Raw genomic sequence first — 20,043 nt, 5'->3', positions numbered from 1 at the left:
GGCGCGGCGGCTCCTGCACCCGAAGCTCAGCCGAGCACGACCGGTGTCTCGTCTGCGCGAGCGCGCCTCGTCGTCGCCTCCAGGTAGGCCTTTCCGATGTCGGCCTCGTCCACGAACCCGACGATCGCGCCCTCGCCGTCGACGACGGGGAGCTCGCGGACGCCGTGCGCCACCATCGCCTCGGTCGCCGTCCGCAGATCGTCGGCGGCCGTCACGGCCACCGGCGGCTGCATCGCGTCGGCGGCCACGGTCACCCGCTCGAGGTCATGCTCCACCGCGATGATCCGGAGCGACTCGGCCGTGATCATGCCGACCATCTTGCGCGACGTATCGAGCACCGGGAACACCTCCTGCCAGCTCGCGTCGGCCGCTTGCCGGAGCATCTCGCGGGCCGGCGTCCCCGGCACGAACGTCACGAGCGCGCGCCCCTCGTTCATGATCCGCCGCACGCCGATCGTCTTGAGCACGTCGAGCGTCGGCACCGGGTGCGCGGGAGACTCGCGCTGCGTGGGGAGCTGCGCGTGGTAGAGCGAGTGCTTCCGCAGCGCGACGAAGGCGACGCCCTCGGCGAGCATCAGCGGCACCAGGAGGTCGTAGCTGCCGGCGAGCTCGCAGACCATCACGAGGGAGCTCACCGGCACGTGCGCGATGCCGCCGTAGAAGGTGCCCATGCCCACCAGCGCGAAGGCGCCCGGATCGATCCGCGGATCGTCGAGGAGGAGCGCCGCCGCGCGCCCGAACGCGCCGCCGAAGAGCCCGCCGATGACGAGCGACGGCGCGAAGTCGCCGGCGCACCCGCCGCTGCCGAGCGTGAGCGACGAGGCGACGATCTTGGCGGCGCAGAGCAGGAGCAGCAGCTCCACGCCGCGCCAGCCTGGGTGGAGCCACGGCGCGCCGGTGATGGCGACCTGGACGGCGCCGTACCCGCCGCCGAGCAGCCCGAGCCCTTGCCCGGGGCTCTCGATCCTGCGGCCGACGAACCAGAGGACGGGCACGCAGAAGAGGCCCAGCGCGAGCCCGCCGAGCCCCGGGCGCGCCCAGGGGGGGACCGGCAGGCGCGCCGCGAGCGCCTTCACGCCGCCGAGGCACTTCAGGAAGCCGATCGCGACGAAGGCCAGGAGCAGCGCGAGCAGCGCGTAGAGCGGGAGGTGCGACGGGATGAACGCATACTTGGGCGCGTGCGCGAAGAGCGTCGACTCGCCGTAGAACGAGATGAAGACCGAGTAGGAGACCACGCTGGCGAGCAGCGCCGGGATCAGCGCCTCCGCCTCGAAGTCGTCGCGGTAGAGCACCTCGGTGGCGAACAGGGCGGCGCCGAGCGGCGTGCGGAAGATGGCGGCCATGCCGGCCGCGACCCCGGCGAGCATCAGGATGCGATGCTCGCGCCGGCCGACCGAGAGCCCGCGCCCGACGAGCGAGCCGAGCGCTCCGCCGACCTGCATGGTCGGCCCCTCGCGACCGCCGGCGCCGCCCGAGCCGAGCGTGAGGACCGACGCGAGCGCCTTGACCCATGCGACCCGCTTGCGCATCCGGCCGCCGTGGTGGTGGAAGGCCTGGATCATCGCGTCTCCGCCGCCGCCCGCGGCCTCGGGGGCGAGGCGCCAGGTGAGGATGCCCCCGGCCAGCGCTCCGAGCGCCGGGATCACCAGCAGCAGCCAGAGCCGGACGCTCCGGTGCTCGGCGCTGTCGCCGCCGAAGATCGCCTCGCCGTGGGCCCGAAGCCGCGCGTAGCCGGCGAGGCGGCCGAGGAGCAGCTCCTCGACGAGCTCGAGGGCGCCGAAGAAGAGCACCGCCACCAGGCCCGCGATGGCCCCGACGAGCACGGCATGCAGGATCGTGCGCCCGACGAGGCGGAGATCGAGGGGTGCGATCTCCGACATGAACGCGGAGAACGGGCGCCGCCGTCGCACCACGCCGGCGCGAGCTGCTGGAACTGGTTCCGACATGGCGCTCGTCATGATCGCGTCCGGGTGCGGGCGCAACGGGGCTGAGGCAGTCCGGTGCACGCTGAGCACACAGCCCTGACGGACCCGTCACGTCGCCATGTCCGCGCCCAGCAGGCGCGCGTCCCTCGTGGCCGTCCAGCACATCCGGTGAGGAGCCTCGCGGCCGAGCGCGCGCCGGGCCGCTGGTGCAGCGCATGCAGGGCGCAGCGCGCGCGCCGGGGTCCTGGGGAAGGGCACCGCGGTCGTGGCGAGGAGGCCCCGGCACGGGCGCCAGGTCGCCGGGAGACGGCGGCGGCCAGCCCCGGGCGGCGGCCGAGAGCCCCGGGGCGGCGGGGGCCGTCCCCGGCTCGGCAGGCGCGTGCCCCGCGGGGGGTGCGTGGGGCGAGGCGGGGGGTGCGACGAGCGAGCCGGGGGATGAGGCCGGCGAGGTGGGGAGCGAGACGGCGGAGGCGGGGACGAGGCGGAGCGAGGCGGGGAATGAGCGCGGCGAGCCGGGGACGACAGCGCCGGAGGCGGGGAGGCGAGCGGCGGAGGAGGGGGCCGCCGGAAGCAGGGGAGGCCACGGGCCCGCGCTCGCAATCGGAGACCTCGAGACGCAATGAACCACAGAGAGGCACAGAGGGCACAGCCGGGGCTGAGAATCTGCACAGGGAGAGACACGCCATGCATCCACAGCAATGCTCGCCTCTGCCGGCGATCGTCACTCCCGGTCCGTGTAGGCGATCGTGCTGATCAGCGCGTTCTCCGCCTGACGCGAGTCGAGCCGGGTGTGCTGCACGACGATGGGGACGTCCGATTCGATCACGCTGGCATAGTCCGTATCGCGCGGGATCGGCTCGGGGTCGGTCAGATCGTTGAACCGCACGTGCCGGGTGCGCCTCGCTGGAACGGTCACCCGGTAAGGCCCGGCGGGGGCGCGGTCGCTGAAGTAGACGGTGATGGCGACCTGCGCGTCCCGGTCCGATGCATTCAACAGGCAAGCCGTCTCATGGCTCGTCATCTGCGGCTCAGGTCCGTTGCTCCGGCCTGGGATGTAGCCCTCTGCGATTGCCCAGCGCGTCCGCCCGATCAGCTTGTTCATGCGCCCTCCATCCCGGCTCCCCATCATCCCTGCGCACTCCTCCGGCGACGGCCGCGTCCACGCAACCGCCGTGCCGGCGCGGCTCTCCTGCACGACGGCAGGGCGTCCCCTGGCGCGACCTGCGCATCCCTGGAAGGATCGGCGGAGCATGGAGAAAGAATCGAGGATCGCGATCTACGGCGCCATCGGCGCCAACGTGGCGATCGCGGCGGTCAAGTTCATCGCCGCCGCCGTGACCGGCAGCTCGGCGATGCTCTCCGAGGGCGTGCACTCCCTCGTCGACACCGCAGACGGGCTCCTCCTGCTGCTCGGCAAGCACCGGAGCGCCCGCCCGCCCGACGCCGATCATCCGTTCGGCCACGGCAAGGAGCTCTATTTCTGGACGCTGATCGTCGCCATCATGATCTTCGCCGCGGGCGGCGGCGTCTCGATCTACGAAGGGATCTTGCACCTCTTGCACCCGCGCCCGATCGAGGATCCGACGTGGAACTTCGTTGTCCTCGGCGCCGCGGCCGTCTTCGAGGGGACTTCGCTCGCCATCTCGATCCACGAGTTCAAGAAGAAGGACGGACAGGGCTACCTCGCGGCGATGCGGTCCAGCAAGGACCCGACGACGTTCACGATCGTCCTGGAGGACTCCGCGGCGCTCGCCGGGCTCGCCATCGCCTTCCTCGGCGTCTGGCTCGGGCACCGCCTGGGAAACCCCTACCTCGACGGCGCGGCGTCGATCGGTATCGGCCTCGTGCTCGTCGCGGTCGCGGTCTTCCTCGCCAGCCAGAGCCGCGGACTCCTCGTGGGGGAGAGCGCGGACAGGGAGCTCCTCGCCGCGATCCGCGCGCTCGCCAGGGCAGATCCTGGCGTGTCGGCGGTGGGGCGGCCCCTGACGATGCACTTCGGTCCGCACGAGGTCCTGGTGGTGCTGCGCATCGAGTTCGACCCCGCGCTCACGGCCTCCGGGGTGGCGGAGGCGATCGAGCGCATCGAGACCCGGATACGGAGCGAGCGACCCGACGTGAAGCACATCTACGTCGAGGCCAGTTCGCTCCACCAGCGCGCGACGGCGTGACGCGTCCGTGAGGAGGTCGCCCGCGGCCCCCGCCATCCTCGCCATTTCAAGGGTCTCCCGTGCCCCCGGGTCCGGGTCTGTCAACCGCGACTGTCAACCCGCGCTCACCGCGGTTGACAGATCACCCCGGATTTCATATGCCGGGAGCAGAGATTTCCAGTGCTCCGGTTCCGTGAGGCGCCTCGCCTCGCGGGTCCGGCGCGCCGCATGGCGCTGGCTCGCGGCGTGCAGGCAGGACGCGGAAGACAGATGCCCAGGCCGCTGACGCTGCACGAGGACCGGCTTTTCCCGGCCGACGCCGGGACGCGCGCCATCGCGCGCCGCCTGTACGCCGAGGTGAAGGGGCTGCCGATCATCAGCCCGCACGGCCACACCGATCCGGCGTGGTTCGCCGGCGACGCGCCGTTCCCCAACGCCACCGAGCTGCTGCTCGCGCCCGACCACTACCTCTACCGGATGCTCTACTCGCAGGGCGTGCGCCTGGAGAGCCTCGGCGTGCCGTCTCGCTCGGGGCGATCGAGCGCCGACCCGCGGCAGGCGTGGCGCACCTTCGCCGCCCACGGGAAGCTCTTCCGCGGCACGCCGTCGTCCCTGTGGCTGACCCACGTCTTCGTGAACGTGTTCGGCCTCGACGTGGCGCTCTCGCCCGCGACAGCGGACCTCTACTTCGACACGATCAACGCGAAGCTCGCGACGGACGCGTTCCGGCCGAGGGCGCTCTTCGAGCGGTTCAATATCGAGGCGCTCGCCACCACCGAGAGCCCGTCGGACACGCTCGAGCACCACCGCGCCATCCGCGCCAGCGGCTGGGGCGGCCGGGTGATCACCGCCTACCGCCCGGACCCCGTGATCGACGCCGAGCACGAGGACTTCGCCGGCGCCCTGGAGCGCTTCGCCACGCTGTCGGGCGAGGACGTGACCACCTGGCGCGGCTACCTGGAGGCGCACCGCGTCCGGCGCGCGGCCTTCAAGGAAGCGGGCGCCACCTCCACCGACCACGGCCACCCCACGGCCCGGACCGCCGACCTGACGGCCGCCGAGGCAGAGGCGCTGTTCCAGGTCGTCGTCTCCGGCAAGGCCACGCCCGAGCAGGCCGAGCTCTTCCGCGCCCAGATGCTCACCGAGATGGCGAGGATGAGCCTCGACGACGGCCTCGTCATGCAGCTCCACCCGGGCTCGTTCCGCAACCACAACGCCTGGCTCCACGCGCGCTTCGGCCGCGACAAGGGCGCCGACATCCCCACGCCCACCGATTACGTGCGGGCGCTCAAGCCGCTCCTGGACAGGTACGGCAACGAGCGCGACCTCGGCCTCATCGTGTTCACGCTCGACGAGAGCGCGTACGCGCGCGAGCTCGCCCCGCTCGCCGGCCATTACCCGATCCTGAAGCTGGGCCCGGCCTGGTGGTTCCACGACAGCCCCGAGGGCATGCGCCGCTTCCGCGAGCAGACCACCGAGACCGCCGGCTTCTACAACACGGTGGGCTTCAACGACGACACGCGGGCCTTCCTGTCCATCCCGGCCCGCCATGACGTCGCCCGCCGGGTGGACGCGGGCTTCCTCGCCCGGCTCGTCGTCGAGCACCGCCTGGACGAGGAAGACGCCAGAGACCTCCTCGTCGATCTCACGTACAACCTGCCCAGGCAGGCTTACCGGCTGGATCGCAGCCAGCCCGGGAGGCCAGCCCCCGGCGCCCGAGAGCACTCCCCTTGACGACGGAACGACACAGCATGTTCAACAAGACCTACCAGGCCACGCATCCGGACATGATGAAGGGCGCGGACAACCAGGCGCTCCGCGACCGCTATCTGGTGCAGGGCCTCTTCGTTCCCGGCCAGATCAACCTGAACTACAGCCACAACGAGCGGTTCGTCATCGGCGGCGCGACGCCCGCGAAGGAGACCCTGAAGCTGCCGGTCCAGACCGAGCCGAAGGGCTCCAAGGGCCGCCCGTTCCTCGAGCGCCGCGAGCTCGGCATCGTCAACGTCGGCGGCGCCGGCCGCGTGACCGTCGACGGCCAGGCCCACGACCTGAAGCCCCGCGACGGCCTCTACGTGCCCATGGGCGCGACGGACGTGGCGTTCGACAGCGCCGACGCCGCGTCGCCGGCGAGGTTCTACCTGGCCAGCCTGCCGGCCCACACGGCCTTCCCGTTGAAGAAGATCTCCATCGACCAGGCCAATCCGCTGGAGCGCGGCTCGCCCGAGCAGTCCAACGAGCGGACCATTTACCAGTACATCATCCCGGGCGTCTGCCAGTCGGCGCAGCTGCTCCTGGGCGTGACGTTCCTGAAGCCGGGCAGCGTCTGGAACACCATGCCGCCGCACCTGCACGATCGCCGCTCGGAGGTCTACCTCTACTTCGACCTGGCGGGCGACAACCGCGTGTTCCACTTCATGGGCCAGCCCGACTCCATGCGCCACATCGTGGTCGGCGACGGCGAGGCGGTGATCTCGCCGCCGTGGTCCATCCACATGGGCGCGGGCACCTCGAACTACGGCTTCATCTGGACCATGGGCGGGGAGAACGTCGACTATACCGACATGAACGTCCTCGATGTCTGCCAGCTGAAGTAGGACCCGGGCGCAGCCCGGATCCGGGAGGCGCCGCGCGCTCGGCGGCCGCGAGCGAGGGGATCGATCGCGGCGTCGCTTTGTAAACTGTCTTTTGTAAGTCAATTCACGCCGCGGATCGCGCGTGCCCCGGCGTGCGCGCGATGCGGGGCACGCCGGGGCTCGGGCGTATGCCCTGCTGGCGGGACGTCGCTGCGACACCATCGCACCCGCGCTTCCACTGGGGAGGTGGAATGAAGCAGCAGCGCACGGTCGACGGCTCGCACGGCGCGCGATCCCGCTGAATCCGTCTGGTCTCGGCCGTTTTCTTCGTGCCATCATCGGGGAGATGAACGTGGATAGGTCCAGCGCCGCGCCCGAGGCGGGGCACCACCTCCTGCTCGAGCTCGGGCGGGGAGGGACCGCGCAGGTCTTCCTCGCCGTGCAGAGCGGCGCGGAGGGCGTGGACAAGCTCGTCGTCCTGAAGTTTCTCAGGCCCGACCTGCTGGACAACCCCGAGATGCGGGAGATGTTCATCAACGAGGCGCGGTTCTCCGCGCGCTTGAACCACGCGAACATCGTCCAGACGAGCGCGATCGTCCAGACGCCCCGGGGGGCCGCCATCGTGCTGGAGTACCTCGAGGGCCAGCCGCTCTCGGCGATCCGGTCGCGGGCGCGCACGAAGCTCCCGCTGGAGATGCACCTCCGGATCATCGTCGACGTGCTCCGCGCCCTCCATTACGCGCACGAGCTCACCGGCTTCGATGGCGAGCCGCTCGACGTCGTGCACCGCGACGTCTCGCCGCACAACGTGTTCGTGACCTACGATGGCCACGTCAAGCTCATCGATTTCGGGATCGCCAAGCTCCTGGGCGGTGGGGTCGAGACGGCGACGGGGGTGATCAAGGGCAAGATCGGATACATGCCGGCCGAGCAGATCGAGGGCAACCGCATCGATCGGCGCGCGGATCTCTATGCGGTGGGGGTCATGCTCTGGGAGGCCGCGACCGGCGAGCGGATGTGGAAGGGGATGGCCGACGTCGCCATCATGAACCACGTCTTGAACGGGAACATCCGGAGGCCGCGCGAGGCCAACCCCGACGTGCCCGAGGAGCTCGAGCGCATCATCCTGAAGGCCCTGTCGTTCGCGCCGGAGGCTCGCCACGCCACGGCGCTCGAGCTCGAGGCCGAGCTCGAGGCGTTCATCGGCGGGATGACGCCCGTGACGAGCCGCGACATCGGCAGGTTCGTCGCGCGCGAGTTCGAGGAGGTCCGCGCGGAGACGAGGCGCATCATCGGCCGTGAGATGAAGCGCCGGGCGTCCATGGCGCGCTCGTCCGTGCCGGCCGACGCTGTGTTGCCGCCGCCGCCGCAGATGCCGCAATCGCTCGCGCCCGCCGGCTACACCACGACGACGGACTCGGCGTCGCGGAGCACGGGCGTGCAAGGGCCGGCGCCGCGCCCGTGGGTGAAGGGGGCTTTCCGCTCGCTCGTCATCGTGGCCGTGCTGGCGATCGGCTGCGGCCTCGTGCTGGGCGCCATCGCCCGTTCGTCGCGCTCCGAGCGCTCGTCCGAGGTCGCTGCTGCCTCGGCTGCGGTGGCGCAGCCGTCGCCCCTGCCGGCGGCGCCCGCCGCTGCGCCTGCGCCCGAGAGTGCGGCGCCACCGCCGGGCGAGGGGGCGGTTCCGCCGCCGGGCTCCGTGGTCGTCGCGGCGGCCGCTCCGCCATCGGCGGGGCAGGCCGAGCCGCCATCGGCGGGGCAGGCCGAGCCGCCGGCGAAGCCGGGCGCGCCGGCGGCGAGGCCGGGCACGGCGGCGGCGAAGCCGGGAGCGGCGGCGGCGAAGCCGGGCGCGGCGGCGGCGAAGCCGGGCGCGGCGGCCGGGGGCGGGGCGGCCGTGCCCTCGGCGCCGGCCCCGGCGCCCGAGCCCACGCCCGCCGCGCCGGCGAGCCCGCCGAGCGCGCGATGCGACCCGCCGTACACCATCGACGCCGAGGGCATCAAGCGCTTCAAGGTCGAGTGCATGTGAGATCGCGAGTCGACACGGCCTCGAGCACGGGGGCGCTCTCCGCGCTGGCCCTGACCGTGATGAGCGGTTGCGGGACAGGCGGAGACACCGGGGCGCAGGGCGGCGACGGCAGGCCGGTGGCGGCGAGCGTGTCGAGCGGTCCCTGGGAGGGCGGTAAGGGCGGTGGGGGCGAGGGCGCTGCCGCGGGCTCCGGAGGAGCGGGGACCTCCGCGGGTGCCGGGGGCGCGGGCACCGGCGGAATGGGGAGCGCTGCGGGCACCGGCGGAATGGGGAGCGCTGCGGGCACCGGCGGAATGGGGAGCGCTGCGGGCACCGGCGGAATGGAGAGCGCTGCGGGCACCGGCGGAACGGGGGCCGCTGAGGGCACCGGCGGAATGGGGGCCGCTGCGGGCACCGGCGGAGCAGGGAGCGGCGGCGGTCCCTCTATCGAGACGGACCGACTTCCGGCCGCGCTCGCCCTCAGCGGAGACATCCAGGGCGTGCACGACCCGTCGATCGTCCGGGCGGGGGAGCTGTATCACGTCTTCTCCACCGGCCCCGGCATCGCGATCCGGACCTCGGCGGACCTCGTGCACTGGAGCCTCGCCGGCTCCGTGTTCAGCGCCACACCCGAATGGGTCGCGAGCGCGGTGGGGGACGTCGACGCGCTCTGGGCGCCGGACATCTCCTTCTGGGGCGGGCTCTATCATCTGTATTACGCGGCGTCGTTCTTCGGGACGAACCGCTCCTGCATCGGTCACGCGACAAGGGACTCGCTCCAGGCCCCGGAGAGCCGCTGGCTGGATCACGGCGCCGTCGTCTGCAGCGAGGGCACCGATTACAATGCCATCGACCCGAACGTCGTGATCGACGAGCGGGGCACGCCCTGGCTCGTCTTCGGGAGCTTCTGGTCGGGGCTCAAGCTCATGCAGCTCACCCTCGCAGGCGCTCCCGTCGCCGGGACGCTCACGTCGATCGCCTCACGGCCGAGCACGGCGATCGAGGCGCCGTTCATCGTGAGGCGAGGCGAACATTATTACCTGTTTGCCTCGTTCGACACCTGCTGCACCGGCGCGAGCAGCACGTACAAGATCATGGTCGGTCGGTCCCAGGCGCTCGCCGGCCCTTACGTGGACAGGCTGGGAAACCGCATGCTCGACGGCGGCGGCTCGCGCGTGCTGACCAGCAGCGCGAGGTGGCGTGGGCCCGGGAGCAACGGCTTGATCCGAGCTGGTGAGTCCTGGTACAACATCTACCATTCCTACGACGCCGACGCGGACGGCATGTCGGTCCTGCGCATCGCCGAGCTGAGCTGGGACACCGGCGGCTGGCCGGAGTCCGGCGGGCCGTGAGCCAGCATGCGGAGGTGGCCCATGCGCCGGTTCGATGCGGGAACCCGGCTCTTTCCCCTATACTACTCCGGTGGCGGCCGTGGTCCTCGAGTCACGACGGCTGCATCGCTCTCGGTCGGGAGACACGTCAATCTTGGTGAGAGGTGACATGAACATGCCAGGTCATGGAAGGATGCTGGCCGGCCCTGCGGCACTTCGTCCGGCGGCGCGCGCGCTCCTGACGCTCGCTCCCCTTTTCCTCGGGGCATGCTCGCTCGAAAGCCTCTCCTATCTCCAGGAAGAGAACACGGGCGGCGGAGGCGGCTCGGCGACGCAGAGCTCCAGCGAGAGCACCAGCAGCTCGGGAGGCGGCGCTGGCGCCGGGGGTGCGGGGGGCGATGGCGGCGGGGGCACCGGAGGTATCGGAGGCGAGGGCGGTGTCGGGGGCGCCGGGGGTGCCGGAGGCGAGAACGGCGCTGGCGGTGCCGGCGGTGACGGCGGTGCTGGAGGCGCGGGGGGCGCCGGAGGCGCGGGAGGCGGCCCCCTGGTCGAGCTCGAGAGGGGGCTCTTCCTGCACTACACGTTCGACGAGACCGAGGGAGACACCGCGGCGGACGCCACCGGCGACGCGTCGCATGAGGCGAGCGTTCTCGGTGGAACGTGGGGGCCGGGGCACATCGGAAATGCGCTGTCCCTCTCGGGGGACGCGCAATACGTGGATCTCCCGCCTGGGATCTTGCAGACGCTCAACGAGATCACGGTGTCCCTGTGGATCTCGCTCGACCGGCAGCTGCTGTGGCAGCGGATTTTCGATTTCGGATCCGGAGAAGTCGCGTGGATCTACCTGTGCCCGAAGGCGGCGGAGCCGCCGGGCCTGCGCTTCTCGGTGAACTCCCCCGCGGGCGTCGAGGAGTATACCCAGAACTGGACCATGCCGATCCAGGTGTGGAAGCACGTCGCGGTGACGGTGGGCTTCAACCCGAGCCGCTCTTCGATTTACGTCGACGGAGTGGAGGTGGCGAGCAGCGACGGCATAAGCACCCGGCCCTCGGAGCTGGGGAACACCACCCAGAACTTCATCGGTCGCTCTCAGTTCCCGTCGGATCCCTATCTCAAGGGGAGCGTGGACGACTTCAGGATCTACGACCGCGCGCTCTCGGCGGCCGAGGTGGCGGCCCTCGCGGCGATGTGAGCGGGGCAGCGGGCCGCGCTCGCTGCGCCCGGCGGACCGCCGGAATCTTGCTCGACAGGCTGTCTGGTGCGAGTCTGCAGGACACGAGAGGAGCTCGTCGTGATGGCTGGGGAGACTGACATGCTGCGATGGGGGAGGCCTTCCGGGGCGGGGCGTGGCGTGGGCGCGGTGCTCGCGCTCGTGGCGACGTCGCTCTGGTCGAGCGCGGCCCTGGCGGACGAGCCCGCGGCGCCGGAGCAGGGGGCGGAGTCGGCGGTAGCGCAGTGTGTCGCGGCCCACGCCGAGGTGCAGAAGCTCCGGAAGAACCACCAGCTGATCGAGGCGGGCCGCGCGCTGAAGGGCTGCGCGCGGTCGGAGTGCCCGGCGCCGGTCCTCCGCGATTGCGGCGCGTGGCTCGACGAGCTCGAGCAGGTGACGCCGTCGGTCGTCTTCAACGTGACGAGCGGCGGCGAGCAGGTCGTCGACTCGCGAATCCTGGTCGACGGCCAGCCGGTCGAGCTCTCATCGAGCGGCGCGCCGCTCAGGCTCGATCCAGGGAAGCACACGTACCGTGTCGAGCACGACGGGTACAGGCCCGTGTCCCGAGAGCTCATCCTCTTCGAGGGGCAGCGCTTCTTGCAGCTGAGCGTCGCGCTCGAGCCCCTCGCGGACGCCCCGGACCCGAAGCCTCAGGCTCCCCCCGCCACGGAGACCTACCGTCCGGTGCCGGCGCTGACCTATGTGCTGGCGGGCGTGGGGGTCGCGGGCGCGGCGAGCTTTGCTGTGTGGGGGATGGTGGGCCGGTCCGAGCAGGACGACCTGGAGCAAACGTGCAGGCCGAGGTGCAGCGACAGCGATCTGGCCGGTGTGCGCACGAAGTACCTGATAGCCGACATCTCTCTGGGTGTAGGCGCCGCGGCGTTCGTGGGCGCCGCGCTCACGTACCTGCTCCGCCCCACGAAGGAGAGGCCGGTCGTCGTGTCCGTGGAGCCGAGCCGGACCGGTGTGTATGGAACCGTCTTGTTCCGCGGCATGTGAGCTGGTTTCATCTCCGGAACCGGCGCTGGATTTCTTTTGATTCGATGGTCGCCCTCGCCGGCGCGACCTGCTCAGCTCCACAACCAGATCGAGCATCGTCGGACCGTTCCCCGATGCTCGACGAATCCGCGTTCATTGGAGGATGCTATGAGAGAGGCATCGATCTTGTCGGGTAGTCTCGGGGCTGCGCTGCTCGCGGCACTCGTGCTCGGAACAGTCGGCAGCGGATGCGGCTCGGACACCGAGGAGAACCCGGGGAGCGGCGGCAGCGCGGCGACGTCGGGTGAGGGGTCATCCACGAGCGGCAGCGGCAGCGCGACGAGCAGCGGCAGCGGCAGCGGCGGGGAGGGCGGCAGCGGCGGCGCGACCGGCGGCGGCGGGGAGGGCGGTAGCGGCGGCGCGACCGGTGGCGGCGGGGAGGGCGGTAGCGGCGGCGCGACCGGCAGCGGTGGTAGCGGTGGTGCAGGCGGCAGCGGCGGCGCGACCGGCAGCGGCGGTAGCGGTGGTGCAGGCGGCAGCGGCGGCGCGACCGGCAGCGGCGGTAGCGGTGGTGCCGGCGGCAGCGGCGGTGCAGGCGGCAGCGGCGGCGCGACCGGCAGCGGCGGCGAGGGCGGCAGCGGCGGCGCGACCGGCAGCGGCGGCGCGACCGGCAGCGGCGGCGCGGGCGGCACTGGCGGCGCCGGGCCGGATTCGACGCTCGTCGTTCACTATACGTTCGACGAGGAGGCCGGCCTCGTGGCCCACGACGCGTCGGGGAACGGGCATGACGCCACGCTCGTCGGGAGCGCCGGATGGACGACCACCGGGCGAAACGGCGGCGCGCTCAGCCTGCAGGGCGCTGACCCGTACGTCGATCTCCCCGACGGGCTCACGGACTCCCTCGACGATCTCACCATCGCGACCTGGGTCAGGCTGAGCAGCATCGACATCTGGTCTCGCATCTTCGATTTCGGTGGCAACGGGTTCATGTATCTCACGCCGTCCGACGCCACCGGGGCCCTGCGCTTCTCGGTGTACGAGAACATGCACGAGGCGATCGTGACGGTCCCGAACCCGCTGCCCGTCGACGTCTGGAAGCATGTGGCCGTGACGATCGCGAGCGGCACGTACCGGATCTGGGTCGATGGTATCTCCGTCGCGTCGACCACTCCGGCTCCTCCACACGACGTGAAGCCGTCCCAGCTCGCGCCCACGGCGAGCAACTACATCGGCAAGTCGCAGTTCCCGGATGCGTTGCTCAAGGGCACCATCGACGACTTCCGGATCTACGATCGCGCCCTCTCGGCCGACGAGATCGCAGCCCTGGCCGCGCCGTGAGCGCGGTCCGGGCCGCGCTGTAGCCATTCGAAATCACGAAGGCGGCTTGTGGCACGGTGATCGCCAAGTCGCCCGCCCCATGGCAGGGAGCAACGCGGCGCCGGGAACGGGCTCGCCCGAGCACGACCACGCTCCGCGCCGGCCGACGGAGACGGTCCTCCACGCGATCGTGCGCGAGCACCTCGAAGCATTCCGCGCCCACGCCCGTGAGAGCTACGAGCGCGCTCTGCCTCGCTACGTCGAGCAAGCCTTTCGTGACTACCTCACGTGCGGCGTGTTCGCCCACGGATTCCTCCGTCTCCATTGCGACGCGTGTCACCCTGGTCCGCTGCCGTCGCCGATCTGCCGTGGAAGCGGGGGGCGCCGATTGGGGCTTGACGTCTCCGAGATGTTTGGATTTCCTTTCTCCACCATGGAGACGGCTTTCCCTCGCTTTCGACTCGTCGCAGCGACGGCGCTCCTCGTCGCGGCCGCCGCGGCCTGCAGCAGCGAAGATGCCGATCCTGGCACGCCAGGGTCGTCGGGCGGCTCGCCGCCAGCCGGCGGTCCGGGAGGGACGGGTGGAGCGGCCGCGAGCGGCGGTGGTGCGGATGCAGGCTCGGGCGCCTCGAGCGCCGGAGGAGCTGGCGGCGTTTCTACGGGAGGGTCGTCAGCCGTCAGCACCGGAGCAGGGGGCGGCGGATCGGCAGGCACGGCATCGGGGGGGTCGGGAGGGTCGGAGCCCGAGACGGGCGATCGCTCGGTGGAAGGCACCTGCGCGCGCTTCAACGCCGACACCGCCGACATGAGCGAAGGCACGTGGAGCGGCTCGTTGGATCCCGAGTGCGACCCGGGAGACATCTCTGCCGACGGTCGAGCGAATGCGCTCCGGCTCTTCAACCTGTACCGCTGGCTGGCGGACTTGCCCCCGGTCGTGACCGAGCCCACCCGCGACGCTCAGGCCCAGGCCTGCGCGCTCATGATGGCCGCGAACGATTCGCTGTCGCACGAGCCGCCGGAGAGCTGGAAGTGCTACTCGAAGACAGGCGCGGACGGCGCGAGAACGAGCAACATCTCGAGTGGCCCCGGCGTCGAGAGCGTCCTGGGCTATTTGATCGACCCCGGGAACGAGTCGACCTTCGGCCACCGTCGCATCATCCTTTCGAACGATCTCGGTCCGATCGGCCTCGGCTCTACCGGGAAGAACGGCGCCTCCTGCATGCAGAACACCGGAGGGACGGGGCGCGCCGGGAAGGAGTGGACGGCCTGGCCTCCGCCCGGGGTGTTCCCGATGCAGGCGTATGGCGACCGCTGGAGCTCACTCGGCGAGACCGGCTGGTCGATCCAGAGCGAGGACATCGAGCTCGAGGACGCCGAGGTCACGATCACGAACGGCGGAGCCCCTCTGGCCGTCGACGTGGGGCCGCTCCAGGGGCGCTACGGCTCCACGAACGGCATCCGCATCGTGCCGAACGGTTGGGACCCTGAGGCTGGCCAAACCTACTCCGTGAGCGTCTCGGGGATCTCGGCGACCATCGCCTACGACGTCGTGTTCGTCGACTGCGAGTAGAGGATTCTCGTTGCCCTTCAGCTCGGGACCGCGAGCGTTCGGGCGCGGCGCGGGATCTGTGGCGCGATGCCGGCCCGATGGTGGATACTGGCGCTGGCCTCCACCCTCTTCGCCGCGATGACCCAAGCTGCCACCTACGTCTACGTCTCCAACGCCGAGAGCTGCGAGATCTCGGTGCTGCGCCTGGACCCCGCCGACGGGTCGCTGGCGCCCGTACAGACCGTCAGCGTCGAAGGCCAGGCCGGCCCGCTGGCGGTCTCGCCGGACCGGCGCTTCCTCTACGTCGCGCTGCGCACCGAGCCCCACGCGGCGCAGAGCTTCGCGCTCGACGCGGCGAGCGGGCGGCTGAAGCCGCTGTCGACGGCGCCGCTGCCCGACAGGATGTCGCACCTCATCACCGATCGCAGCGGTCGCCACCTCTTCGGCGCCTCCTACGGCGGTCACAAGACAAGCATCAGCCCGCTCGGCAGCGACGGCGCGGTGGGCGAGCCAGCGGTGGTGTTGCTCCCCGGCCGCCACGCGCATGCCACGCTGGTGGATCCGTCGAACCGCTACGTCTTCGTCAGCGCCCTCGGCTCGGATGTGGTGGTGCAGTGGCGCTTCGACGCGGCCACCGGCCGGCTCACGCCCAACGATCCGCCGACGCTGCCGGTGCGTCCTCAGGCCGGCCCGCGCCACCTCGTGTTCGCTCCCGACGGGCGCTTCGTCTACCTGCTCAACGAGCTGGACGCGAGCGTCGACGTCCTGGCCTTCGACGCCGAGCGCGGGACGCTGGCGCCGGCGCAGCGCCTCTCCACGCTGCCCGAGGGCTTCTCTGGCAAGCCCTGGGCGGCCGACGTGCACCTCACGCCCGACGGCCGCTTTCTCTACACCTCGGAGCGCACGTCCAGCACGCTGGCCGGCTTCAGCGTCGATGCGCAGACCGGCCGCCTCAGCCTGGTCTCGCACGCGCCCACGGAGCAGCAGCCGCGCGGCTTCCGGATCGACCCCAGCGGCCGCTGGCTCGTCGCCGCCGGGCAGCTCTCGCATGCGGTGCGCGTGCACGCGATCGACCGCGCGAGTGGCCGGCTCACGCCCTTGAAGGCGTGCCCGGTTGGCCGCGGCCCCCACTGGGTGGAGATCCTGAGCTTCCCCTGATTGGAGCGCATGACCCTGATTGAGCCGGAGGTCGTTCACGTTGGATCCTACCGCCTTCGGCTGCCCGAGTTCTGGTACGAGCAGGGTGACGTCCGCGAGAAGCCCGGCTTCTTCGGGTACAACGCCGTCGCCATCGTCGGGGTGAGCTTCGACTTCTACGTCATCGTCGGGCGGGGGCGGGACGAGGAGGAGCGACGGCGGCACGTCGACGGGTTCGTGAAGGGTAAGGCACCGTTGCGTCACCTCCGCGAGAGCACGAGCTGGCAGGGCATGGCGTTCGAGCAGCACCGATTGGAGGAGTGCACGAAGCTCGCCCCCGGGGCGGTGTACGAGCTGTTCCTTTGCGAGGCCTACGGCGACCTGCTTCTGTTCGGTTTCGGCTTCGTCGCGCCGCTCGAACAGGAGGAGTCCCTGCGGATGCTCTTCATGACGATGGTGAGCGGCGCCATCGTGGAGCGGGGCTATTCGCTCCACGGGGAGGGCGCCGGGAGCGGTGGTGATGGCGGCGCTCCACGCGCCGCCGCAAAGCCCAAGCGAAGCTGGTGGACCCTGTTCCGGTGGCGGTAGCAGCAGTCAACCAGGCTCAAATGCCGGGCTGACGAGGTCAGGGAATGGATGCGCGCCGCCCTCGGTCATGCCGCGCGGCGGCGCGCACGCGTTCGGCGGTCGATGGAGTCGTGAAGCGTGGCGCCCTCGTGCTCCCGCGACCGGGAGCGCCGATCACAGTAGAAACGCGTAGCTGACCGTCAGGCGCATCTGCATCCCCCAGCCGCCGCGGCCCTCGCGGCCGTCCGGGCGGGGCAGGTCGTCGAGGCGCGTCACGCGGAAACCGAGGATGTCCATGGTGACGATCCCGTGCTTCGTCATGGTCGCGTCGAAGCCGAGCCCCGCGTGGCCGCCGAGGTACGAGCGGTCTTCGCTCCAGCCCTCGCCGAGCAGGATGGCGGTGCCGATGTTCGCGCCGAGGCGCACGTAGGGCGACATCCGCGAGCCGAACGGGTGGATCGAGAGGTAGGGCCACGCGTAAAACTCGTGGCGGTACGCCTCGAGCTCCGGCGGTAACGGCTGCCCGGAGCTCATTTCGTCGTCGGCGCCGAGGGTATAGGTGCCATCCACGCCGAAGCCGACGTAGGGCCAGGGCTGGAGGCGCACGCGCGCGCACTGGAGGAAGCGGACCTCTTCATCGGCAATGCCCAGCTGGAAGCCGATGCACCCGCCCACGCCGAGGTACGGGCGGAACCGGTAAGTCCAGATTTCGCCGCCGCCGCCGGAGTAACGCGGAGTCGGGGCCGGGGTCGGCGCGGGCTGGATGGGAGGCGGCGGCGGGGGGGACGGCGGCGGCGGGGGCGGCGGGATCTGACCCTGGGCGTGGCCGCTCGCCTGGCCCTGGGCGCCGGCGCCGGCCTGGCCCTGGATGACCACCTGGGGGATCCATTTACCCGTCCAGGGATCCCACACCACCGTGCCCCGTGTGCCGCCCTGAGCGCCGGCGCCGGCGTTGCCACCCGCGTTGCCCCCGGCGCTGCCCTGCGCGGGCCTGGGTGGAGGGCAGTTGGTGCCCCAGCAGAGCTGCGCGCGGGCTTCGGGCGCAGCCGCGAGGAGCGCCGCCACGGCGGCGGCAGCGCAGAGCCTGGCGCGGAGGCGCCGAAGAGAAGAAGGCGTGGTGTTCATGAGGTTCAGCGAGGAAGAACGCGTCTGCTTCACGAATACGCTGCCGACCGCGGAAGCTTACCTCGAAACCGCCGCCGCTTCGCCGGCCGCGAGGTCCCGGTCGGCCCGGGCGAGGCGCGAGGCGGTGGTCACGGCAGGATCGCGACGCGCCGAGGTGGGCGTCGGGCGCAGCGGCGGTCGAGCGCGCTCACTTCGCCCCACCTATCCGCCTCGAGCGTGCCAAGGTCTGGACGACGACGTGAGTGAGCGCTCCCTCCCGGAGCTCCTCGAGCCGACGAGGGCGGCGACCTCAGCCAGCCTCGATGTCTCTCAGGTAGGCGCAAAACATGTCGGCCATGGCGTTGGCGTAGGCCTCGATCTCTTCGGGGGTTCGAGGACTCTCCGAGAAGTGCTTCCCCACCGTGCTCAGCGTCGATGTGATCATGTCGCCGGCCAGAGCACGCGTCTCCTCGGATACGTTGGGTAGCGCCTCCTGCATGAAGAACTGGATCGTGCGGTCTCCCGACGCCCTCGCCTCCTGTGCCTCGGGCGCATCGCGATAGAGCGGGGCGGCGTCATTGAGGGCCACGCGCGCCTCGGCCTCCTCACATTCGGAGCGGATGAAGGCGTGGACCAGGGTGCGCAGTCGTTCAAGCGGAGGTCTCTCGACGTCCTCGAGGATGACGCGCAGCAACTCGGTCGTGTCCCGCCATTCGTCGCTCTGGAGCCGGAACAGGAGCGCCGCCTTGTTCGGGAAGTACTGATAGAGCGACCCGACGCTGACGCCAGCCTTCTCGGCCACCCGCGCCATGGTGAAGCGCTGCGCTCCTTCCTTCGCCAGAACCTGAACTGCGGCCTCCAGAACCGCGGCGACGAGTCCGGTCGAGCGAGCCTGCTTGGGCTGTTTTCTTGAGGAAATCTGGGGACTTCGTCGGTCGGGCATGGCGGGCGGACCCAATGCGAATCGCGAACCTGACGAATTAGTCGTATTCCTACTCAGGCGCAAGGACGCGCTGACCCCAGCCGGAGACCTACAGGACCACCCGACTACCACCCCGCTCGCGCCCCTGCGATCGATGCTGCGCTCCGGCGCCTTCGCGCCGACGACATCGAGCGCGATGCCGCCGCCGTACCCGACGTGCCACCCACTGCAATTCGCGTCGCGAAGCCCGCGCCCGGCGTGGACACGCGGGGCGCCGTCGAACTCGGATGAACCGGGAAACTGAAGCACAGACAACCAGACAAGGAGAAGGAATCGTGCGTATCTTCATTACAGGAGCCTCTGGGTTCGTCGGGTCCGCGGTCGTTCGCGAGCTCATCTCGGCTGGCCACGACGTCGTGGGGCTTGCTCGTTCGGACTCGGCGGCGAAGGTCATCGCCGACGCCGGCGCCGTCGTGTACCGCGGGGACCTCGAGAGGGCGGAGAGCCTGGAGCGCGGCGTCTCCGAGGCCGACGCCGTCATTCACACCGGCTTCAATCATGACTTCTCGAAGTTCAAGGCGAGCTGCGAGGACGATCGGAAGCTGATCGATGCGCTCGGCTCGGCGCTCGCCCGCTCGGAGCGACCGCTGATCGTCACGTCGGCGATCGGCGTGCTTCCCCCTGGAAGCGTCGTCACCGAACAGACGATGCCACTCTCGCCGAGCCCCAATCCGCGCGCAGCGACCGAAGAGGCGGTGCGCGCGCTGATCGACCGTGGGGTGAACGTCTCCGTCGTCCGCCTCCCGCCGTCGACGCACGGCGAAGGTGACCACGGCTTCGTTCCGATGTTGATCAAGATCGCCCGCGACCAAGGGGCCTCAGCCTACGTCGGCGAGGGGCTCAATCGATGGCCGGCCGTGCATCGGTTCGACGCGGCGAAGGTCTATCGCCTCGCGGTCGAGCGGGCGACGCGGGGGGGCTACTACCACGCGGTCGCGGAGGAGGGCGTGCCGTTCCGACAGATCGCGGAGGTCATCGGCCGACGCTTGAAGGTGCCCGTCGTCTCCAGGAGCCAGGAGGAGGCCGCCGCTCACTTCACCTCGTTCTTCGCGCATTTCGTGGCGATGAACGTGGCGGCGTCGAGCAAGCAGACGCAGGAACAGCTGCAGTGGCGACCGACGCTACCGGGCCTGATCGCGGATCTCGACGGGCCTCACTACTTCGCGTGAGGGCTCATGACGAACGTGATGATCGACGACCTCGTTCGAGGCAACATGA

At 70.9% G+C, this 20,043-nt stretch carries 16 protein-coding genes; 12 read left to right on the top strand and 4 right to left on the bottom strand.

Annotated elements, in window-relative coordinates:
- Positions 1 to 26: 26 nt before the first annotated feature.
- On the bottom strand, positions 27 to 1,946 hold the full coding sequence (locus tag WME85_RS25700; RefSeq protein WP_437841963.1) for a chloride channel protein: 1,920 nt from the start codon (positions 1,944 to 1,946) through the stop codon (positions 27 to 29).
- A gap of 700 nt (positions 1,947 to 2,646) precedes the next feature.
- Positions 2,647 to 3,027: a sensory rhodopsin transducer gene (locus WME85_RS25695; RefSeq protein ID WP_437841962.1), complete on the bottom strand. Its 381-nt coding sequence runs from the start codon at positions 3,025 to 3,027 to the stop codon at positions 2,647 to 2,649.
- Between the two features lie 148 nt (positions 3,028 to 3,175).
- Here WME85_RS25695 and WME85_RS25690 point away from each other — a divergent pair, with 148 nt between their 5' ends.
- The 11 genes from WME85_RS25690 (at position 3,176) to WME85_RS25640 (ending at position 16,760) form a co-directional block, all read left to right on the top strand.
- On the top strand, positions 3,176 to 4,093 hold the full coding sequence (locus tag WME85_RS25690) for a cation diffusion facilitator family transporter (RefSeq protein WP_437841960.1): 918 nt from the start codon (positions 3,176 to 3,178) through the stop codon (positions 4,091 to 4,093).
- A gap of 249 nt (positions 4,094 to 4,342) precedes the next feature.
- Positions 4,343 to 5,806 (top strand): glucuronate isomerase, encoded by a 1,464-nt coding sequence (gene uxaC, locus WME85_RS25685; protein ID WP_437841958.1) that lies wholly within the window; start codon positions 4,343 to 4,345, stop codon positions 5,804 to 5,806.
- A 17-nt stretch (positions 5,807 to 5,823) separates the two neighbouring features.
- The gene (gene kduI, locus WME85_RS25680; RefSeq protein ID WP_437842357.1) at positions 5,824 to 6,669 is read left to right on the top strand and encodes a 5-dehydro-4-deoxy-D-glucuronate isomerase; all 846 of its coding nucleotides are present in this window, start codon (positions 5,824 to 5,826) and stop codon (positions 6,667 to 6,669) included.
- 331 nt (positions 6,670 to 7,000) lie between these two features.
- Positions 7,001 to 8,671 carry a serine/threonine-protein kinase gene (locus WME85_RS25675; protein ID WP_437841956.1) on the top strand — a complete coding sequence of 557 codons (1,671 nt, stop codon included), beginning with the start codon at positions 7,001 to 7,003 and terminating at the stop codon, positions 8,669 to 8,671.
- Positions 8,668 to 10,002 carry an arabinan endo-1,5-alpha-L-arabinosidase gene (locus tag WME85_RS25670; RefSeq protein WP_437841954.1) on the top strand — a complete coding sequence of 445 codons (1,335 nt, stop codon included), beginning with the start codon at positions 8,668 to 8,670 and terminating at the stop codon, positions 10,000 to 10,002. The genes WME85_RS25675 and WME85_RS25670 overlap by 4 nt, the downstream gene beginning before the upstream one ends.
- A gap of 154 nt (positions 10,003 to 10,156) precedes the next feature.
- Positions 10,157 to 11,173, top strand: a complete 1,017-nt coding sequence (locus WME85_RS25665) for a LamG domain-containing protein (RefSeq protein ID WP_437841953.1) — start codon at positions 10,157 to 10,159, stop codon at positions 11,171 to 11,173.
- A 102-nt stretch (positions 11,174 to 11,275) separates the two neighbouring features.
- Entirely contained in the window at positions 11,276 to 12,190 is a 915-nt protein-coding gene (locus WME85_RS25660) for a hypothetical protein (RefSeq protein ID WP_437841952.1), read from the top strand.
- Positions 12,191 to 12,355: 165 nt separating this feature from the next.
- The gene (locus tag WME85_RS25655; RefSeq protein ID WP_437841951.1) at positions 12,356 to 13,507 is read left to right on the top strand and encodes a LamG domain-containing protein; all 1,152 of its coding nucleotides are present in this window, start codon (positions 12,356 to 12,358) and stop codon (positions 13,505 to 13,507) included.
- A 742-nt stretch (positions 13,508 to 14,249) separates the two neighbouring features.
- Positions 14,250 to 15,056 carry a CAP domain-containing protein gene (locus tag WME85_RS25650; RefSeq protein ID WP_437841949.1) on the top strand — a complete coding sequence of 269 codons (807 nt, stop codon included), beginning with the start codon at positions 14,250 to 14,252 and terminating at the stop codon, positions 15,054 to 15,056.
- A gap of 66 nt (positions 15,057 to 15,122) precedes the next feature.
- Entirely contained in the window at positions 15,123 to 16,193 is a 1,071-nt protein-coding gene (locus tag WME85_RS25645) for a lactonase family protein (RefSeq protein WP_437841948.1), read from the top strand.
- 9 nt (positions 16,194 to 16,202) lie between these two features.
- The gene (locus tag WME85_RS25640) at positions 16,203 to 16,760 is read left to right on the top strand and encodes a hypothetical protein (protein WP_437841946.1); all 558 of its coding nucleotides are present in this window, start codon (positions 16,203 to 16,205) and stop codon (positions 16,758 to 16,760) included.
- Positions 16,761 to 16,913: 153 nt separating this feature from the next.
- Here WME85_RS25640 and WME85_RS25635 read toward each other — a convergent pair whose 3' ends face one another.
- Positions 16,914 to 17,897, bottom strand: coding sequence for a hypothetical protein (locus WME85_RS25635; protein ID WP_437841944.1), 984 nt, complete (start codon positions 17,895 to 17,897; stop codon positions 16,914 to 16,916).
- 256 nt (positions 17,898 to 18,153) lie between these two features.
- Entirely contained in the window at positions 18,154 to 18,786 is a 633-nt protein-coding gene (locus WME85_RS25630) for a TetR family transcriptional regulator (RefSeq protein WP_437841942.1), read from the bottom strand.
- A 314-nt stretch (positions 18,787 to 19,100) separates the two neighbouring features.
- On the opposite strand from WME85_RS25630, the gene WME85_RS25625 reads away from it, so the two are divergent.
- Positions 19,101 to 19,994, top strand: a complete 894-nt coding sequence (locus tag WME85_RS25625) for an SDR family oxidoreductase (protein ID WP_437841941.1) — start codon at positions 19,101 to 19,103, stop codon at positions 19,992 to 19,994.
- The last annotated feature ends 49 nt before the right edge of the window (positions 19,995 to 20,043 follow it).

It is taken from the genome of Sorangium sp. So ce1153 (assembly GCF_051521595.1).
In the GTDB taxonomy this organism is placed as follows: Bacteria; Myxococcota_A; Polyangia; order Polyangiales; family Polyangiaceae; genus Sorangium.
This window is presented reverse-complemented; position numbering and strand designations above follow the sequence as displayed.